Below are 20,687 nucleotides of genomic sequence, written 5' to 3' on the forward strand. Positions count from 1 at the left end.
TGGAATGGTTGGTTTGTGCTTACCATTAGCTGAAAAGGCGACTCTTTTTATCCTATTTTTGGTTAATCAACAAGCCTGACTTTGCTTCAATATCTTCTATAATTTCCAGTGCAACAAAATATCCGAAAAATAATGTTAAAATATCCTCGTATCGTTTTCCTGATCCTCTTGCTCTACTTAATAATATATTTTGACTTTCTTGTATTTTCTTTTTATGGAATGATAGAGAAACAACGGATGAATTGGAAGCGATCAAATCCATCATTAGAATTGACAACTTTTTCTGAAACTCTTCAATCGGAAAGTCATTATTTTCTTTCGAATACAGCTGCATCGTTTCAGGTGGATCTTTAAATGAAGTTTGATATTGAGTATTGAAAACACCTTCATTAGCTATTTTGTCAACAATTAATTTACCAAAAACGATCCCTGATGCGAATGCTTGCCCAGGAATTCTTCCTATACCAAGATCACCATTAAATTGAGCTTCTCCAGTAGCAAAAACACGATTCAAGTTTATAGCCTCAGCATTAGCATTGATTTCGATTCCTCCTGAAGAATAGTGCATCGTTGGTGTAATTTTAATTCTTTTATTTTTAACTACTTTAGGACTAAATCCATATGTTTTGAATTTTTCATTTAATACATTTTCATCAGCATGGCTCATATCCAAGTACATGTCCTTTTTTTGTTTGATGCACTCTAGTTGGAATTTTAAAATCTCATCAATCATTTCGTGGTAATCATCCCGAGCAATTGCATCACAAATATACTCATCTTCTAATAATTGAACTCCTTCCTCATCTATTATTTTCCCTTGACTCAAAGATACAACCCCGCCCAATAAAATTTGTCTTCCGTTATATATAGACCAAGGATGACACATTACTGTAGACATTCCCTTTAATCTCGCACCTATTTTCTTAGCTAAGATTAGCGTTTCACCAGTTGAACCGGGCGAATTATCATTGAAACAGAATTGTCCTGCATATCCCCCCGTAGCTAATACCAAATAATTAGTATATATTCTGATAAATTGATCTGATTGTGTGTCATAAAATATTGCGATAATTCCGTGATCGTACTTTTCCAAATGTATCAAAATTTTATTACACATCGGTTGTTCAATATGTTGTAGTAAACAATTGATTAATTTCTTTCCCCCATGTGATTTAATCATACATTCAGGCATGATACCAAAGGATGTTTTCTCATAAGAAATACCCAATTCTTCGAAGAAATTTATAATTATGTTGGAATTCCTATATAGCGATTCAATTACGGATCGATCTGCTCCACATTTATCAATAGTAAGATTAATAATATGATTAATTTCATTCTCTGAGGGAACACGTGTATTTGCTGCTGAAAGAAAGGAGTTGCTTTGTTTGGGTGCACTCTTTTTTGTTACAATCGTGTACTTGATATTTTTTTTTGACAAATAATAAGCAGCAGTAAGTCCTGAGATCCCCGTACCGACAATCAAAATTGGAGTGTAGTGTTCAACGGATATTCCATTTTGTTTCATCATTCCAACTCCTTTTTAGGATATGAATGTTATCTTCGGCTGAATCTCGTAGTCGGTTTTCTATTTTTTTGCAACAAAACGCATCAGGAGGATATTTATAAAATTCTTGCTTTCTTGTTAATTACCTGTGATTTATATCAAATTATATAACTGTATTTCGTTTTATACTTTATATAGTTATTAAGAGCTAACAAAATCAAATACAAACAGTTTTGCAAAAGTAGAGGAAAAAAAGAACCATTAAAGCAATTGCTAAGATGATTCTTATTACGAGTTACAATATCCTTGTTACCGACGAAGAATGGAATCTAAACAAAATATTTTCCTGATTGTACAAGTTTATTCCTTATTTTGTCAACAATATCTGAGAATATATAACTGATTCAGCTTTCACAGTATGAATATTCACACAAATTCTTAATGTAATAACTAGCGTACCTTAGAAAGGGCCACAGAGTTCTCGTATTCATCCATTTGTATAACCCTTTTTTTAACCTTCGACTTTTAGTCGAAGGTTTTTACTAATTAAGAGCTGATAGAGAAACAGTGCAATGAACCGCCTATATTCACCTTCTCCAGCCTTATAGCCTTAACCTATCACTTCTATAGATATCATATCTTAGACCAATCAAACATCCCGTGGTATATTGTTGACATTCAAGAGAGAGCCGTTAGCTTCTCTCCACTAGGTTCGAAAAACACAGGGGTGAATAATGATGAGTAAAAAGACCATGTTCGAGAAAATTTGGGATAACCATGTCATCTATCAGGAAGCGGGTAAGCCGAGTATTTTGTACATTGATCTTCACCTCGTACATGAGGTAACATCGCCACAGGCGTTTGAAGGATTACGTCTTAGCGGCCGTCAGGTGCGTCGTCCAGAGCTTACGTTTGCAACGATGGACCATAACGTACCGACTAAGGACCGTTACAATATTACGGACCCGATTTCCAAGCAGCAGATCGATACATTAACTCAAAATTGCCGTGATTTCGGTGTCACACTGTATGATCTGGATACGGTTGATCAAGGTGTCGTTCACGTTATGGGACCTGAACTTGGTCTGACTCATCCGGGCAAAACGATTGTTTGTGGTGATAGCCATACCTCCACACATGGGGCGTTCGGAGCGCTCGCTTTTGGTATCGGAACCAGTGAGGTAGAGCACGTAATGGCAACACAATGTCTCCAGCAAGCCAAAGCCAAAACGATGGAAGTTCGCTTTGTAGGCCGCCGCAAACCTGGGGTGACAGCAAAAGACATGATTTTGGGTGTCATCGCCAAATACGGTACAGATTTCGCTACAGGTTATGTTATTGAGTACACAGGTGAATCTATCCGCGAATTGAGCATGGAAGAGCGCATGACTGTGTGTAACATGTCCATTGAAGGCGGAGCCAGAGCAGGAATGATTGCACCGGACGAAACCACCTTCAACTACTTGCGTGGACGTCAACATGTAGCACAAGGAGCTGCTTTTGAGCAAGCGGTTGCTGAGTGGAAAGAGCTTGTCACAGATGAAGGTGCTGAGTTTGATGTCGTGCTGGAGTTTGACGTAGATGCTTTGATTCCGCAAGTAACCTGGGGCACTAGCCCGGGAATGGGTACAGATATTTCCTCAACCGTACCGATTCCGGCAGAACTGCCAACCGAAAACGAACGTAAAGCGGCTGAAAAAGCGCTTGAATATATGGATTTGAAGCCAGGTACTCCGATCACGGATATTGCGATTGATTATGTGTTTATCGGCTCCTGCACCAACGGGCGAATTGAAGATTTGCGTGCAGCCGCTGAGGTTGCCAAAGGTTACAAGGTTTCTGACAAAGTAACGGCCATCGTCGTACCAGGTTCGGGTCGTGTGAAAATTCAGGCTGAAGAAGAAGGACTGGACGTCATTTTTAAAGAAGCAGGATTTGAGTGGCGTGAAGCGGGATGCAGTATGTGTCTTGCGATGAATCCAGACGTACTGCAACCGGGACAGCGTTGTGCTTCGACTTCTAATCGTAACTTTGAAGGTCGTCAGGGACGCGGAGGACGGACTCATCTGGTATCTCCAGCAATGGCAGCCGCTGCGGCGATTCATGGACATTTTGTTGATGTACGGGATTGGAAATTCAAGCAGGAAGAAGTAGTCCGCTAGGATACAGAGGAGGAATTACGATGGAAGCTTTCACAACATTAAAAGGAATTGTAGCCCCTGTGGATCGGGTGAACGTGGACACAGATGCTATCATTCCTAAGCAGTTTCTGAAACGAATTGAACGTACGGGCTTTGGACAGTTTCTGTTCTACGAGTGGCGGTTTGATGAAGCGGGCAATATCAATCCTGACTTTGAACCCAACAAGCCTCGTTATGCAGGAGCGTCTGTGCTGATCTCTCGCGCTAACTTTGGCTGCGGCTCCTCACGTGAGCATGCGCCCTGGGCGATTATGGACTATGGGTATCGTTGCGTAATTGCACCGTCTTATGCAGATATCTTCTATAATAACTGTTTCAAAAACGGTATATTGCCGATCAAGCTATCTGAAGAGCAAGTAGAGGAATTGTTTCAGCGTACGGCGCAGCATGATAACTACCAATTGAACGTAGACCTGAATGAAAAAACAATCACTGACGACTATGGTCTGAAAATTGAATTCGATCTGGATGAACATCGCCGTCAGTTCCTGCTACAAGGCTTGGACGATATTGGCCTGACACTCCAGCATGAATCTGAAATTCTGGCGTATGAACAAAGACGCGCTGCGAAACAAGGCGCATAATCATATTTCCCAGTTCAGTATCAATACGAAGCCATATAGCTTGCTCATTTGTTAGACAGAAAGCCCGTACTGGCAATTCTTTTGCCTGCGGGCTTTTATTATGCTCAAACAATAAATTGGAAAATAAGGGGTTGACGGTTCGACTCAGCATGGTATTGTAAATGTAAATTGGTTTGAAGGACTGTGTCTGTGAGAAATACCAAAAAATACATATATAAGTTAGGGGAATGAGGATGAAGAAATATGGTTGGGTGATACTAGCGGCTATCTTGATTTGGTTGTGGCCGTCCTCCCCTCATGTGAATGCGGCTGGAGCAGATTTGTTTTTGGATGGCAAAAGAGTGGAAGCGCCTGCGGATGCCAAACCTGAAATGGTCAATGGAAAAATCATGGTACCGCTCCGGGTGGTTGGGGAGCAGCTGGGGTATCAGTTCAAGTGGGAACCACAAGCCTATAAAATCTCAATCCAAAAAAACAGTACCGATATGTCTATGTATGTAGGCCGTACATCGGCTGATGTGAATGGAAAAACAGTAAGTCTGGATGCGCCTCCTGTACTTCGGGGCAATTCGACCATGGTTCCATTGCGTTTTGTTGGGGAGCAAATGGGGCTGAAAGTAGATTGGAATAATAAAAGTAAATCCGTAAATCTCAGTCAAAAGGCTGCAACTCAACAAGCGAATAAACAGTCTCAATCCCAACCATCGTCGCAAACGTCAACACAGAGTACAACTAGCACCAATAAAACGTCTTCAGCAACAGCGACGACAATAACCCCAGTTGAAGCAGACAAGCATACTGAAGCTACATCTTCACCAGCCAAGCAGCAGAATACAGAACAGACCACAGCGAATGCGTTGCTTGTACAAAATATTACTTTTGAGGGTGAAACGTTAAAGATTTCTTTGAACAAAGATGTTACCCCTAAAGTATCCACAATGACGGGGAATGATCGTATTATTGTAGATTTACCCGGGGCTTCACTGGCGACTGATTTTCTTCAACCGTTCCCGATTCGTAAGGATGGCACGCGGGCGTTGATGAATAGTGACAGTGAGGATGTGCAGGAAATTAGATTTGCTCCCACAGATGGACCGAATGGGGGCGTACGCATTGTCATTGCTTTAAATCAAGCACGTGATTACGATCTATCAACCAATGGCCTAGGCGATATCACCCTTCAATTGCGTGAGCATAGTGTGAATCCAGTAGCGGTAACACCAACGAATGTCGAAGGACGGCGAATCGTCGTCATTGATCCCGGACATGGTGGCAAAGACCCTGGAGCAGGTAGTGTGACTGGGCGACATGAAAAGGAATTTACATTGGCGGTAGCGTTAAAAGTCGAGCAGCTTCTGCAAAATGATGCTGACATTCAAATCGTATTGACTCGCAATGGAGATACGTATCCCACGTTGGATGAACGACCACAACTCGCTAATAGTCAGCAGGCAAGCGTGTTTGTATCTATTCATGGTAATAGTATGCAAGCTTCAGATAAAGGAAAAACCAATGGCTCTGAAACCTATTATGCACGTCAGGACAGTTTGGCACTGGCAAAGACGATGCATAAATATCTTGTAGCAGCTACCGGATTTAAGGATAATGGCATCAGGGTGGCAAACCATGCAGTGACGAGAAAATCACAAATGCCTGCTGTATTGCTGGAATGTGGCTACCTTAGTAATCTATCCAATGAAGCAGCCATGTTTACAGAAGAAACACAGGAGAAGATTGCCGAAGGTATTGTCGATGGGTTGAAGGAGTATCTTGGAACGAGCACAGGAGCTACTGAATCACTTAACTAAGGATGTTAGCAATAAAAGCTACTTTCCACCTTTTAATGAAAATTCATGGGGGTGAAAAGTAGCTTTTTTAGTTTTTTAGCTGTGACTTTGGATGGGAAACAAATGATCTATATTTTTAGTCAAAATTCGACAAAAATAGTTCTTTGGCACGTATATTTCTGTTATGATGGAATATATTCGCAACTTTTGGTGTGAGATAACGTCTAAAAGGTTGTCTGATATTACATAAGCGCGTATATCAGGTCGCCGCACCGGAGCATGTGGCAAAAAAATTATGAATGGAAGGGTGACGAATGAAGAAATTTGGTTTTTTGTTGTTATTATTTGTCTTCATGTGGGCGGTTCCGGGTTATGGACATGCGGCTTCGAGTGGAACACAAATCTATCTCGACGATCAACAGTTAAGTGTCCCTAGTGGTGCTAAGGCACAAGTAATTGGCGGAAGTACAATGGTCCCGCTACGCGTAATTTCTGAAAATTTGGGATATGACGTGACATGGAAGCAGCAGGCGCGAACCATAACGATTGAGAAGGACAGTACCTCGATCCGAATGATAATCGGAAGTAAGACGGCGACTGTCAATGGAAGCGACATTAGTCTGGATGCTTCGCCTCTGCTGCGTTCCAATTATGCCCTTGTACCGCTTCGTTTTATCGGCGAGCAAATGGGACTGGACGTAAAATGGGACAGCAGCTCCAAGTCCGTAAAATTATATACCCGCAGTAGCGGGTCTGGAAACGGGGAATTTACACCTCCCAAGTCTGGAAATAACAGTACAGGTACTGGAAGTGTTACTGCGCCAACGAATAATGCGAACTCAGGTGTTACACAGGTGCAGGGAGTCAGTTTCAGCCAAAACCGTTTAACCATCACCACAGCCAGTGCCGTCAAGCCGAAAGCGTTTACGATGACAGGCCCTGATCGGGTAGTGGTGGATTTGCCGGCGACTGCGTTTGCTGACAATTTTGGAGACCAGCAAAAGCTGGATAGCAACTTAAATGGTTCGCTGGACATTGAGAATGAAGCGGATGTGTCCGGTATCCGGTATGCTTTGTTCCAAAAGGAACCTTCAACGGTGCGCGTTGTTATTGATTTGAAACATGCCATGAATTATACCGCATATAATGATGGATCGAATCGTGTTATCGTCGATTTGGCTTCCAAGGATTCAGTGAATACCACGCCAGACGCAACGTTACCAGATGGCTCACTGCCGGATGACACGCAGACATCACCAACTAACAGCAATGGTAAAAAGGTCGTTGTTATTGATGCTGGTCATGGAGCAAAAGATTCAGGTGCAGTTGGTGTTTCGAGAAAAAATTATGAAAAGACCTTCAACCTGGCTATGGCTCTGAAAGTAGAAAGCATATTAAAGCAGAACCCCAATCTTGAGGTTGTGCTGACACGCAGTGATGATACATTCTTGGAGCTTAAACAGCGCGTAAAAGTAGCTGAAAACCTTAATGCTAACGTGTTCGTGTCCATTCATGCTAACAGCAGCGGTAGCTCAGCTTCCAACGGTACAGAGACGTATTACCAGCGTAGTGCAAGCAAAGCGTTCGCTAACGTTATGCATAAGTACTTTGCTCCTGCGACGGGTCTGACAGACCGAGGCATTCGTTATGGCAATTTCCATGTAATTCGGGAAACGACTATGCCAGCCGTATTGCTTGAAGTAGGATATCTGAGTAATGCAAAAGAGGAAGCCACACTGTTTGATGAAGATTTTCAAAATCGGGTAGCTCAAGGGATTGCAGATGGAATCACAGAGTATCTCGACGTAAAATAAATCTTCAACAAATCGCTTGTCAACGTCAAGCAAGGAGGGGGACATATGAACAAGAAAATCGTAATTGCAGGCCTGCTGGCATTGTTCGCCATTGCAGGTGCAGGGTGTGCCTCTAAGCAAACATCGGCTCCTGCGACTCCATCTCAGGAAACACAAACTTCTAATGCACAAAATAGTACACCCGAACAGACGACCCCTGATCCATCGGCTCAGTCTGCTGAGAATAACGGGGCGAGTCAAACACCTGCATCTCCGTCAACAGAGCCTACAAAGACCAAGACGGACACGGAAAATTCAGGAGATCGACAAACACAGCAGATTACGGTGTACTATACGGATACACAAGAGAACGGCTTGAAAGAACAGAAAAAGGAAATTACCTATCCAAGCGAGCTGGAAAAATTGCAAAAAGCGTTTGAAGCTCTGCAAAAGAGTGGGGATTCTGCTCTAATCCCGTTGTGGTCCGAGAAAATTTCCGTGCATAAGATCAAATTGGATAACGGTGCATTGACTTTTGATATTTCCCTGCCGGACGAGGCTCGATTGGGAGCTGGCGGCGAGGAATTGGCTATCGATGCCTTGAAGAAAACGATGTTCCAATTCAAGGAAGTCAAAACGCTGGATTTGCTCGTAGATGGGCAATCTCTGGAGTCCTTAATGGGACATGTAGATTTGGATCATCCCATGAGTCGCTAACCGATCAGACGGTATGAAAATTTCTTAGGGATTTACACACTTTTCACGTGCAATCTGTGACAGATAATGATAATATAGGAGTGTATTTCTCGCCTATGCAGGCAGTCATGCACAAATAGTATTCGTTTCTTTCCGGATGATTATTTAGAGTGACCGTCTTGATGCGGGCTATCCCGTATCAAGACGTTTTTTTTGGTAGGAGGTAGGATTTCCGTGAATGCAGCAACCGCACGTCATATATTGGACACCATCGGTACGATGTTTCCGGATGCCCATTGTGAGTTGAACCATGACAATGCTTTTGAATTAACGATCGCCGTGTTATTGTCTGCTCAATGCTCCGATCAGATGGTCAATAAAGTAACGGCAGACCTGTTTCAAAAATACAAGTCACCTGAGGATTATTTGGCTGTTCCTCTTGAGGAACTGGAGCAGGATATTCGCAGAATCGGCTTGTACCGAAACAAGGCCAAGCATATTCATAACCTCTGTCGTATTTTAATAGACCAGTACGGGGGAGAGATACCTTCAGAGCACGATCAACTGGTTAAGCTACCCGGTGTCGGCCGCAAGACGGCTAACGTCGTAGTATCTACTGCTTTTAATGTACCAGCTATTGCGGTAGATACGCATGTAGAGCGTATTTCCAAACGGCTCGGTTTTGCAGGGTGGGATGATTCAGTGCTTGAGGTGGAAAAAAAGCTGATGAAGAGGGTACCTAGGGATGAATGGTCTTTGACCCACCACAGGCTTATTTTTTTCGGACGCTACCATTGCAAAGCTCAAAATCCTCAATGTCAGGTATGTCCGTTGCTTGATGTGTGCAGGGAAGGCAAGAAACGTATGAAAACGTCTCTTATCAGAAAAGATAAGGAACGTAGAGCTTAAAGACCCACAGAGGTAACAAAGGGTTTAACCATTTATGTGTAGAAAAGGATGAAGAGTATGAAGTGCATTTCGGTATATACAGACAATTTTGAAGCGTTCTCTGATATTTTTGAGCAAATTGTAACAACAGAATTTGCTGAAAACGAAGAGCGCGAGCTTGAGGGAATCACGGTTAGTCATTCCGGTGATGTACCTGAGCATTATCTGGAGCGTATGTCACAAAAGCCAGAAGTGGTCGTAATGAAGGACAAATCCCGTGGGATTACGATTTTACAGCATGGTCAAGTATTTGAAATTTTGCTGCCAGTGCTTGAGACTGCAGCCAATTAAGTTCAATTAGCGGACGACATGCGTTGCATGTTCCGGTGTAGGCGGCTCGGCTGGTTTATCCAGCCCGAAGGCGCATTATACATGAACCTTGCAGACCATCCTGATATGGCTAGAGCCTATTCCAATGAAGTGTGCATACATTTTGCACCTTGAATTATGGTATCGCGTTCCCCAGGTTCCAAAAGGTTAATGTACGTGATGAGTAGGCTCACCCGTTGTATACATATCTTACTTCGTCGTTGTCCTTTAAGGGGGCTTTGATGAAATGCATTCGGTTGCCAAAATACTTATTCCTAATGATCCGTTTTGGACAGAATAAAATGAACTTATTATTATCATGTACAAAAAAACAGCGTTCCCTAAAGCCAGGTACTGGCGGGGAGCGCTGTTTAGTTTTTTTGATGTGATGATTCTCACAACGGCTTAGGAATGCTACAATATAGCTATTTGGTGCAGACAAGTGATAAGGAGTGGAACCGTAGCTTATGATGCAAACGATTACAGGAGATGCGGGAAAGTGGTTGGATACGATAGAACAGATACAGAATACATTGCGTAAAGCCGGGGACGAAGCGGGAGCGAAGGCGATAGGTGATCTGCTGGAAAAAGCATATGTGCAGGAGCTGACCATTGCCTTTTGTGGACATTTTTCAGCGGGTAAATCGAGCTTGATTAACAGCCTATGTGGTAAAACCGTGCTGCCATCTGGACCGGTGCCTACGAGCGCTAATGTAGTGTCCATCCGTTATGGGCGTCCGAGAGCGCTCATTCATCCAGCCAAATCAGCGGAAAATCCAGAGCCGGAAATCGTGGAGGCCTCCCTGTCCGAGCTTGCTGAGTATTGTAAAAATGGTGGAGCCTATGAATCGGTTCAAGTGTGGGAGGATGTTCCCATATTATCTAGCGGAGGAGTGTTGCTGGATACACCAGGCGTAGATTCCACAGACCACGGACATGCGCTGGCGACACATTCTGCTTTACATTGGGCAGATATTGTTTTTTATGTGATGGATTACAACCATGTCCAATCTGAAAATAATTTGTCCTTTGCCAAAAGTTTGTCGGATTGGGGCAAGCCGTTATATTTGATCATCAATCAAATCGATAAACACCGGGAGCGAGAGCTTTCATTTACACGTTATCGTAATGAGGTGGAGACTAGCTTTCATGCCTGGCAGGTTCATTATACGGATATTCTCTTTACTTCCTTGAAGGAGCAGAATCATCCATGGAACCAGTGGAAACAGTTGACGCACCTGATCCCGAAATTGCTGGAGCGAAAAACAGAGCTTTTAGCATACAGTTTAGTGTCCTCTATGCACCATTTGGTAGAGCAACATGTGGAGACTGTACAGGCAGCTGAAGAAGAGGAACTGAACACACTGCTAAAAGAAGCAGGTGGAGAAGAAGCCATTTTGCGCCTGGATATAGAGCAGAAAACCTTGCAGCAAGAAGATGAACACTGGAAGATGCTTCCGGAGCAGGAGCGTAAACGACTGCGTCAAGAGCTGGATCATCTACTGGAACACGCACATTTGACGCCAGCGGAGCTACGTGAAGCGGCAAGCGAATACTTAGAGAGCCGCAAGCCGGGCTTCAAAACAGGACTATGGTTTGCAGGAGGAAAGACTGAGCGAGAAAAGGAAAGCCGTTTGGAACGGCTGACAGGAATGCTGACTGATCAGGTGGAAGGACAATTGCTTCCTCATGTGCGGGAGTTACTGAGGTCTTGGGGTGACGGTCAGGGTTTGTGGTCCGCTGCGATGGAGCAGGAGCTGGATGACATCCGCCCTGTAACGGATCGGCAACTGGTAGAGCAGACGGTGAAGGAAAATGCGTTGTCGCCGGAGTATACGTTGAACTATTGCAAGGATCTACGTGCTGCTGTGACCGCCGATTGCCGCCGCAAGGCGCTTACGCTAGTAGACCGCCTGCTGGCCCAGCTTGCAGTGCGAGCCGAAGCCCGCCGCGCGGCTCTCGCGGATGCGCGCACTGCGCTGCTGGCGCAGGCGGAGGCGGCGAGCCGCTACAGCACCCGCGTGCAAGCTTCGGCTTCGCACGCCAGCCTGCTGCGCAGCTTGCTGCCGCAGGCTTCCGCGCCAAGCGGGTTGCCCCGTGCGGACGCGCCTGCACCTGCGTCTGATACCTCCGCTGCTGCCTCGCCAGCTGCGACGCCAACGGGCGTTGCGCGTCCTGGTATCGCTGGCTCGCGGAACGCATCGGCGCAGCCGCTAGCAGGAACGGCGGCAGCACAGCCTGCCGCCGGAGGCCGCCGCACGCGGCTGGATGCAGTAGCGGCCCGATTGAAGGCCGCCGCTGCCCTGGTAAGCCCATACCCTGCCATGCAAACGGCGGTACGGGATTTACATGCCCGCGCCGCTGCGCTGGAGGGTGGGCAGTTTACGCTGGCGCTGTTCGGAGCGTTCAGCGCTGGGAAATCTAGCTTCGCCAACGCTTTGCTGGGTGAAGCTGTGTTGCCCGTATCGCCGCATCCGACGACAGCGGCGATTAACCGCATAATGGCGCCTGCGAGTGCTGAGCGCCATGCCACGGCTGACGTCCATATGAAATCAGTGGACGCGTTGCGGGAAGATCTTAAATACTCATTTCGGCTATTAGGATTGGGGGAACCAGCGGCAGCGGGCTGGCAAGAAGCCGTTCATGCTTTATCTCCGGAAGGCATCCATCCTGCGGGTAGGCCTCATTATAGTTTTTTGAAGGCTGCCGCAGCGGGATGGGAAGAAGCTGAAAGCTTGCTGGGACAACAGCTTCAGGTGGATTTAGAGCAGTATCGGGATTTTGTTGCGTCTGAGCACAAATCATGCTTTGTGGAGCATATCGACCTTTATTATGATTGCGCTCTGACCCGTCAGGGCATCGTGCTAGTGGATACGCCTGGAGCGGATTCTGTGAATGCACGGCACACAGGCGTGACCTTCAACTATATGAAGCATGCGGACGCTCTTGTATTTGTCACCTATTATAACCATGCGTTTACGCAAGGCGACCGACAGTTCCTGAACCAACTAGGTCGAGTTAAAGAGACCTTGGCGCTCGATCAGACGTTTTTTATTGTGAATGCATCAGATCTAGCTTCTTCTGAAGAAGAACTTCATTCTGTTACCCGGCATGTACAGGAACAACTACAGGCGAATGGAATCCGAAAGCCACGCATTTATCCGCTTTCCAGTATGCTGGCGTTGGAAGCTGCCGAACAGGGAGAGGCTTCATTGCGTTCAGCTTCACGTTTTGATGCATTTGAAGATGATTTCTCGGCATTTGCAGCCGAAGAGCTGGCAGGTCTGTCCATTGCTTCTGCTATGCAGGAACTGAGCCGGCTGCGGAACCGCATAGAGCAACATGCAGCCGATGCCCGGTATAGCGTAGAAGAACGTGAGATCCGATTCGAGCGATTAACTCGCATCCGTGGGGAATTGGAGCATACGCTCCTAGACCTGACTGACAGCAACGGTGCATCTGTGTTATCGGGCGAAACCGATGAACTGCTGTATCATGTCCGTCAAAGGCTGTCCTATCGGACTGGAGAATTTATGGCAGAGGCGTTTCATCCATCTGTTCTGCGTGAAGGAGTAGGTGATCTCCGTTCGGCTTTTGCATCTTGTGGTCGTGAGCTGATGCGCTTGATCGAACTGGAGCTGTCTCAGGAATTACTGGCAACCACACTCCGGCTGGAAAAAACGGGACAAATTTTGGTGCACAAGGTTACACAACAGTGCGTAGAACACATGAACCATCAGTTGCCAGGACTAGATTGCACAATTCCTGAATCCAGAAAATGGGCTGTTCCCGAGCTGAATGAAATTTCCCTGCAGGAGTCCATTCATTGGAAGGATTATTGGAATAGCTTTAAAAATCCAAAGCTATTTTTTGAAGGAACTGGTCGAGCGAATCTACAAACCAAACTGGAGCCGATATTACGCGAGCGAATCGGGGAAGCTGTGGATCAGCAACGAGAACGAATGTCTACTTTTTACGTTACGCTGATGCAGGAGGAGCAATTGTGGCAGAAAGCTCAGCTTCGAGAGCAAATGCTGGAGACGACTCGTGGCATGGAGCATGCGCTTATGGGCGGTGAGCAGCCACAGGTTTGGGAAGAGCTTGCTGGCAAGATTGCGGCTTTGGAGTAAAGATAAATAAGTACACCATTTATTAAAGTTCAGGACACCGGGTTGTGGGACAACCCGGTGTTTTATGCATGCTCCAAAAAGAAAGCAATACTGAGTAAATAGCCATATTCAATAATAAGAAAGCGATTTAATTTGTCTAATCACCCACCACTTGATAACCTGCCTGAATACGGCTCGTTATCCTCTTTGCCGCCTTGGAACGCGAATGGTAAACTTCACTAAGCCATATAACAACGTCGTGCAACTAATGGAGGGACATTGACATGGAAGTGCTCAGGCAACTGCAAGTTTTTTTTCGCGAGAGGAGACACTATCTGTTTCTTTCTATTTTATGCCTTGCGATAGCGACGGCTCTGGGACTGGTGTATCCGAACCTGCTCCAAAGGCTTATTGATAACGCTATCATCCCTGGTGACTTCGGGAAAGTACCGGCGCTGGCTCTGACTGTGCTGGGAGTAGTCATCATCAAAGGGTTCATGCAATTTTTACATGGTTTTTTTGGTGGACGGCTAGGTAACTATCTGGCGTACCGACTCCGCAATGCTTGTTACGAAAAGCTGCAATTTCTGTCTTTCAGATATTATGACACTGCCAAAACGGGTGATCTCATGTCCCGACTGACTGGTGATTTGGAGGCAATTCGTAACTTTATTGGGTTTGGTTTTGCCCAACTCCTCAATGTGCTACTGATGGTCGTATTCGGCTCTATGATGATGCTGTATATTAACTGGCAGCTCACACTCATTACGATGATCAGCATGCCATTGCTGCTCTTCGTCACATTCAAGTTTGAATCCCGGATTCATCCCACCTTTCAGGAAATGCGGATTGCCCTTAGCGCCTTGACGACAGCGGTCCAAGAAAATATAACAGGTGTGCGAACCGTCAAATCTTTTGCCCGCGAATCCTATGAAGTTGAGAAATTTTCAGTACGTAATGAACAATACAAGAGTAATCAAATTCAGGCTGCTTCCTTATGGAGTCGGTTTTTCCCCGCTATGGAACTGATTGCTTCTGTCAGTGTGGTCCTTCTGTTGGGCATGGGGGGGTATCTGGTTATTCAGAAGTCAATGACCTTGGGGCAGCTCGTCGCTTTCTTTAGCTTAATTTGGTATATTATCGGCCCCATCTGGAGCATTGGCTTTCATATCAATAACTATACGCAGTCCAAAGCTTCTGGTGAAAGGGTCTTGGAACTACTAAATCAGTCCATAGATGTAACCGATGAAGCTGGAGCACTTACACTCAATGCTGATCAGGTGGAAGGACATGTTACGTTTGAACATGTTACCTTTGCTTACGGAAATAAGCTTCCTGCTGTTGTTGACATCAATTTAGACGCACCGCCAGGATCAGTCATTGGAATTTTAGGAGGAACGGGGTCAGGGAAGTCTACCATTATTCAATTACTCATGCGCGCTTATAATGTGAATGCAGGAAGTATCAAGTTGGATGGCAAGGATATAGGTCACTTAAAGATTCGCGATTTGCGTGCTCAAATTTCTTCCGTGTTTCAGGAGACGTTTTTGTTTTCGTCCTCTATACGCAACAATATTTCATATGGTTTAAGCCATGTTAGTATGGATGACATCATACGGGTTTCCAAACTGGCTCAGGCTCATGAATTCATAACTGAACTACCGCTGGGTTATGACACTGTCGTCGGAGAACGTGGATTGGGACTGTCCGGAGGACAGAAACAACGGATCGCCATCGCACGCGCACTACTCAAAAATCCGAAGATTCTGGTTCTGGATGATGCTACCAGTGCGGTCGATATGGAAACAGAGCATGAAATACAGACCGGTTTTCAAGAGGTTATGCGTGGTCGAACAACATTCATAATCGCTCATCGAATCTCTTCGCTTCGTCATGCTAATGAAATTGTGGTGCTTGAGGAAGGGCGAATCGTTCAGCGTGGAACACATGAACAGCTCATTGCTACTCCAGGTCCATATCAGGATGTGTATCATATTCAATACGCCGATTACATAGCTCAGGCTCCAGACGGTGTATCCGAAGGGCAGGTGAGACCATGAATATACCCGCAGAAAAAGTCAAACCGTTAAAAAAACCAACGAATGAGCGCTTTGTCTATCAAGATGATGATGTCATTGACAAACCGTTTAACTGGTCAGAATTCAAACGTTTGTTGGCATACATGAAGCCTTATGCCCGTCAGATTTTGCCGATCCTTCTCGTCATGATGATTCTCGGCACCATTACCAAGCTGACCGTTCCTTATTTGATCAGTCTGGCCATTGATAAAGCAATTGCTCCCGCATGGCCTGCACTGCCTAGCGTAAAGTTGCTGTTGCTCATCACGGGTGCCGTGCTCTTGTTATATTTAATTCAATGGGCAGCCAGCACGTACCGCATTAAATTCACCAATATTATCGGTCAACGGGTTATTTACGATTTGCGTGAAGATTTGTTCAAGCATATTCAAAAGCTATCTTTTAACTTTTTTGATAAGAGACCGGCAGGTTCTGTATTAGTGCGCGTGACGAATGACATTAACTCGCTACAGGATCTATTTACGAACGGTGCAGTGAATGTCCTGATTGACTGCGTACAGCTTATCGGAATTATTGTCATTTTGCTGCTTATTAACTGGAAGCTCGGTTTAGCGGTAATTGTCACTGTTCCGATCATGTTTTTGATCTCGACCAAGCTGCGCGTACGCATCCGCCGCGCTTGGCAAGAAGTGCGTATGAAGAACTCGCGTATCAACTCTCATTTGAATGAGTCTATTCAGGGCATTCGTGTGACACAAGCATATACGCAGGAGCAGGAAAACATGGCTTATTTCGACGACATGAACAGCTCTAGCAAAAAGTCGTGGGATAAGGCTTCTGCCATGAATCAGGTCTTTGGCCCACTTATTGATATTACCGGAGGATTTGGTACGCTTGTGCTGTTCTGGTTTGGAGCGCATTTAATTCAGACAGACCAACTTACGGTGGGACTACTGGTTGCGTTTGCCAATTATGTTGGGAACTTTTGGGAGCCGATTAATCGGCTGGGCCAAATGTATAATCAGTTACTGGTTGCGATGGCTTCGTCAGAACGAATTTTTGAGTTTATGGATGAACAGCCGAATATTGCAAACAAACCGGGAGCAATAGCCTTGCCGCCCATTCGGGGAGACATCCAATTTGAAAAGGTCATTTTTGAGTATGAAAAGGGACGTCAGGCGCTTAAAGGTATTAATCTTTCTGTCGAGGCGGGTCAATCTATAGCGCTTGTGGGTCATACCGGATCAGGTAAAAGTACAATTATTAATCTGCTAAGCCGTTTTTATGACATTACGTCAGGGCGGCTTACGATTGACGGTCATGATGTGCGTGATGTCACGGTGGAGAGCTTGCGAAGCCAGATTAGCATCGTACTTCAGGATACATTTATTTTTTCGGGGACGATCCGTGATAATATTCGATTTGGCCGTTTGGATGCAACGGATGAGGAAATTGAAGCGGCTGCGAAGGCGGTCAATGCTCATGAATTCATTGTTCACTTGCCAGCTGGCTATGAAACAGAGGTAGAGGAGCGGGGGGGAATGCTGTCCATGGGCCAGCGACAGCTCTTATCCTTTGCTCGTGCCTTGCTGGCTAATCCGCGAATTCTTATCCTAGATGAGGCCACAGCTAGTATTGATACAGAAACGGAGTTGAAAATTCAGGAGGCTCTTCAGGTTTTACTAGAAGGCAGAACTTCTTTTATGGTCGCTCACCGTTTGTCCACCATCCGTAATGCTGATCATATCGTTGTACTGGATCATGGGGAAATCCAAGAAAGTGGTAATCATGAACAATTGATGAAAAAACATGGAATATATCGGGGGCTGGTGGAAGCACAGTTCAGATTTTTGTAAAAAAAAGATCAAAAAATCGCGTTTTTTGTAAATTTTAATGCCGAGCACTATTGCATTCTTGGAGCTAAACCCTGAAAATAAAGATGAAAAGAGATCAGAGCAATTTCGTCAGAGGGGGAAGAGTTCAAGATGTGGGGTGCTCCTTTTTCTGCCAAGGCTAAGAAGATGCTGCTGCTGGGTAGCGGCGAATTGGGAAAAGAAGTCATTATTGAAGCTCAGCGGCTTGGCGTGGAATGTATTGCTGTAGATCGCTATGAACTGGCTCCAGCAATGCAGGTGGCCCATCGCTCTCACTGTCTGGATATGCAGGATGCTGAGGCGTTGAAGGCACTAATTCGTAAGGAAAAGCCCGACATAATTGTACCTGAAATCGAAGCTATTGCTACGGGTGCTTTGGAAGAATTAGAGCAAGAAGGATTTCACGTAGTACCAACGGCCCGTGCCGCCCGTCTTACGATGGACCGGGAAGGTATCCGCAGGCTGGCTGCCGAGAAATTAGAGCTTCCGACTGCTGCCTATCGTTTTGCAGATAACTTTGAGCAGTTGCGGTCGGCGGTTCATGAGCTGGGCACGCCATGCGTGGTCAAGCCCTTGATGAGTTCGTCGGGTAAAGGGCAGTCTGTATGCCGGGCGATCGAAGATGCAGAATCCTGCTGGAATACGGCGCTGGAAGGCGCGCGTGCCAAAACAACACGTGTCATTGTTGAAGCTTTTGTCCCGTTTGAGAGCGAAATTACCTTATTGACCGTCAGATCGGTTTTGGGTACGACTTTTTGCCCACCGATTGGCCACATTCAGAAAGATGGGGATTATGTCGAATCCTGGCAGCCTCATGGCATGACGGACAAGCAGCTTTCGGAAGCGGAAGACATTGCCCGTAGGATAACGGATGAACTGGGTGGTTACGGATTGTTTGGCGTAGAGCTATTTTTAACAGCTGATGGCGTCATATTCAGTGAAGTATCCCCTCGTCCGCATGATACAGGAATGGTGACCATGATTACGCAGGATTTGTCGGAATTTGCGCTTCACGTGCGGGCCATTCTCGGATTCCCGGTGCCATCCGTCACGCTGCTTACACCAGGAGCTTCAGCTACTTTGAAGGCAGAAGTGACTACGCGGGATTTTGTAATAAGCGGTCTGCATGATGCATTATTGCTACCCCGGACACAGGTGCGAGTGTTCGGGAAGCCTGAAACCAAGCCGGGACGCCGGATGGCTGTAGCGCTTAGCGCTGCAGAAGATGTGGAAACAGCACGGAAGACGGCCAAAGAAGCTGCTAATATGCTGAAAGTGGAGGTAAATCATGTCTAACAATGTGATGATTCCAGTACTGACAATTCGTTCCGTAGAGCTTGGCGATTGCGAAGCCGTAACTGGACTACTAAGAGAAGTCGGATACCCGATGACTTGTGGTGTAATGAAAGAAGTTATGGGAACAGCGCGGGAGGACAGTCAAGCGAATATGATGGTTGCAGAAATGGATGGTCGTGTTGTCGGAGTAATCGGCATGCATACGGCTCAAAGCTTGGCTTATCCTGATCCTGCCGTACAAATCACCATGCTGGTCGTGAGAGGGGAGTATCGCGGCGAGGGCATTGGCAAGCGCCTGGTGGCTTGTGGTGAGGAGTGGGGACGTGCGCAAGGATGCTATCATTTATTCATTACCGGAGCGAATAACCGCATCAAACAAGTAGAGGCCCGAGCTTTCTACAACCGAATCGGCTTTGAAAAGCAAGGCTACCGTTTCAGCAAAAAGCTTAGATAATCAGCTTATAACAAGACAATCTAATACTTAAAGCCTCACTACTTTTAACTTAGTTCCGCATGGGTCAATTCCGAGCGGGGCTATTTTTTTTCCAACTTTTATACCATTGATCCTGCTATAAAACATGATATACTGCTAGAGTAAAGATTACAAAGTTGTAACCAGACGCGTTCACACCAAGGCATTTATACAACAAGGAGATGACGAAATGAAGAATATGTTGAAAAAAACACTGGTGATGGGAAGTCTTAGCGCCATTTTATCCGCAGGATTCATCGTTCCGGCATCAGCTTCACCAGCTGACGATTTGACTGCCCAACTGCAACAATGGTTTCAAAATAACGGATATACCGTCAATATGTCCAACGGGACGACTACGATAACAAAGACCGTAATTAAGGATGTTTCTGAAAAGGACAAGGCTAAAAACAAAACAGCAAATCCTTCATCCGGCAAACAAACAACAACCAAACAGGGTGGCCAAAAGGCTTCGCAGTCTGCTACCAAGCAACAGACTCAAAAACAAAACACAAACTCAGGCGCGGGTCAGTCTGCAGGTACGGATGCACAACTCAGCAAGTCCCAATTTGCAGCTGAGGTTGTAAAGCTTGTAAATAACGAGCGCAGCCAAAAAGGTCTCAAGCCCCTCGCATCGAATGCGAAGCTTACAGAAGTAGCCTTAGTCAAGGCGAAGGATATGAGTACGAACAATTACTTTTCCCATACATCACCGACCTATGGTTCACCATTTGATATGATGAAAAAATTCGGTGTAACTTATACGTATGCGGGTGAGAACATTGCTATGGGACAACAAACACCACAAGAAGTGATGAAAGCCTGGATGAACAGTCAGGGACATCGTGAGAATATTTTGAAGGCAGAGTTTACACAAATCGGTGTGGCTTACTACAATGGGTATTGGGTACAAGAGTTCACACGTAACTAAGTTGATAGTAAATATGTTCCCAACGTTATATCGCTGCTACGAAAAGATAGTGACGTGACGTTAATCTAGAGACCCGCTGACACGTTCAGCGGGTCTTTTGGTGTCTCTTCATCCTCCAGTGGCATAGCCACTGCTTTATAC

The 20,687-nt window shown here is 45.5% G+C and carries 14 protein-coding genes; 13 read left to right on the forward strand and 1 reads right to left on the reverse strand.

Translation table 11 applies throughout. The features are described 5' to 3' along the window. Positions 1-52: 52 nt before the first annotated feature. Positions 53-1,528 (reverse strand): FAD-binding protein, encoded by a 1,476-nt coding sequence (locus NLX74_RS08565; RefSeq protein WP_254328440.1) that lies wholly within the window; start codon positions 1,526-1,528, stop codon positions 53-55. A gap of 716 nt (positions 1,529-2,244) precedes the next feature. On the opposite strand from NLX74_RS08565, the gene leuC reads away from it, so the two are divergent. From leuC to NLX74_RS08630, 13 genes are all read left to right on the forward strand, one after another. Then, positions 2,245-3,669 (forward strand): 3-isopropylmalate dehydratase large subunit, encoded by a 1,425-nt coding sequence (gene leuC / locus NLX74_RS08570; protein ID WP_069289784.1) that lies wholly within the window; start codon positions 2,245-2,247, stop codon positions 3,667-3,669. Between the two features lie 20 nt (positions 3,670-3,689). Further along, entirely contained in the window at positions 3,690-4,292 is a 603-nt protein-coding gene (gene leuD / locus NLX74_RS08575) for a 3-isopropylmalate dehydratase small subunit (protein ID WP_254328441.1), read from the forward strand. 233 nt (positions 4,293-4,525) lie between these two features. Beyond that, on the forward strand, positions 4,526-6,100 hold the full coding sequence (locus NLX74_RS08580) for an N-acetylmuramoyl-L-alanine amidase family protein (RefSeq protein WP_254328442.1): 1,575 nt from the start codon (positions 4,526-4,528) through the stop codon (positions 6,098-6,100). A 293-nt stretch (positions 6,101-6,393) separates the two neighbouring features. Then, entirely contained in the window at positions 6,394-7,893 is a 1,500-nt protein-coding gene (locus NLX74_RS08585; protein ID WP_235309628.1) for an N-acetylmuramoyl-L-alanine amidase family protein, read from the forward strand. Between the two features lie 45 nt (positions 7,894-7,938). Beyond that, positions 7,939-8,589: a GerMN domain-containing protein gene (locus NLX74_RS08590; RefSeq protein WP_069289781.1), complete on the forward strand. Its 651-nt coding sequence runs from the start codon at positions 7,939-7,941 to the stop codon at positions 8,587-8,589. 213 nt (positions 8,590-8,802) lie between these two features. Next, the gene (nth, locus tag NLX74_RS08595) at positions 8,803-9,477 is read left to right on the forward strand and encodes an endonuclease III (protein WP_023989081.1); all 675 of its coding nucleotides are present in this window, start codon (positions 8,803-8,805) and stop codon (positions 9,475-9,477) included. Positions 9,478-9,534: 57 nt separating this feature from the next. Continuing rightward, positions 9,535-9,807: a hypothetical protein gene (locus NLX74_RS08600; protein ID WP_013310628.1), complete on the forward strand. Its 273-nt coding sequence runs from the start codon at positions 9,535-9,537 to the stop codon at positions 9,805-9,807. Between the two features lie 485 nt (positions 9,808-10,292). Next, positions 10,293-13,955, forward strand: coding sequence for a dynamin family protein (locus NLX74_RS08605; RefSeq protein ID WP_254328443.1), 3,663 nt, complete (start codon positions 10,293-10,295; stop codon positions 13,953-13,955). 263 nt (positions 13,956-14,218) lie between these two features. Continuing rightward, positions 14,219-15,994 (forward strand): ABC transporter ATP-binding protein, encoded by a 1,776-nt coding sequence (locus NLX74_RS08610; protein ID WP_254328444.1) that lies wholly within the window; start codon positions 14,219-14,221, stop codon positions 15,992-15,994. Further along, the gene (locus NLX74_RS08615; RefSeq protein WP_061831567.1) at positions 15,991-17,829 is read left to right on the forward strand and encodes an ABC transporter ATP-binding protein; all 1,839 of its coding nucleotides are present in this window, start codon (positions 15,991-15,993) and stop codon (positions 17,827-17,829) included. Before NLX74_RS08610 ends, NLX74_RS08615 begins: the two co-directional genes overlap by 4 nt. A gap of 129 nt (positions 17,830-17,958) precedes the next feature. Then, complete coding sequence (purT, locus tag NLX74_RS08620; RefSeq protein ID WP_254325443.1) at positions 17,959-19,143, forward strand: formate-dependent phosphoribosylglycinamide formyltransferase; 1,185 nt, start codon at positions 17,959-17,961, stop codon at positions 19,141-19,143. Next, a complete protein-coding gene (locus NLX74_RS08625; RefSeq protein ID WP_254328445.1) occupies positions 19,136-19,597 on the forward strand; it encodes a GNAT family N-acetyltransferase in 462 nt (153 codons plus the stop codon). Before purT ends, NLX74_RS08625 begins: the two co-directional genes overlap by 8 nt. 208 nt (positions 19,598-19,805) lie before the next feature. Next, entirely contained in the window at positions 19,806-20,546 is a 741-nt protein-coding gene (locus NLX74_RS08630; RefSeq protein WP_254328446.1) for a CAP domain-containing protein, read from the forward strand. Positions 20,547-20,687: the final 141 nt, after the last annotated feature.

The organism is Paenibacillus sp. MZ03-122A, from assembly GCF_024213325.1.
GTDB lineage: Bacteria > Bacillota > Bacilli > Paenibacillales > Paenibacillaceae > Paenibacillus > Paenibacillus polymyxa_B.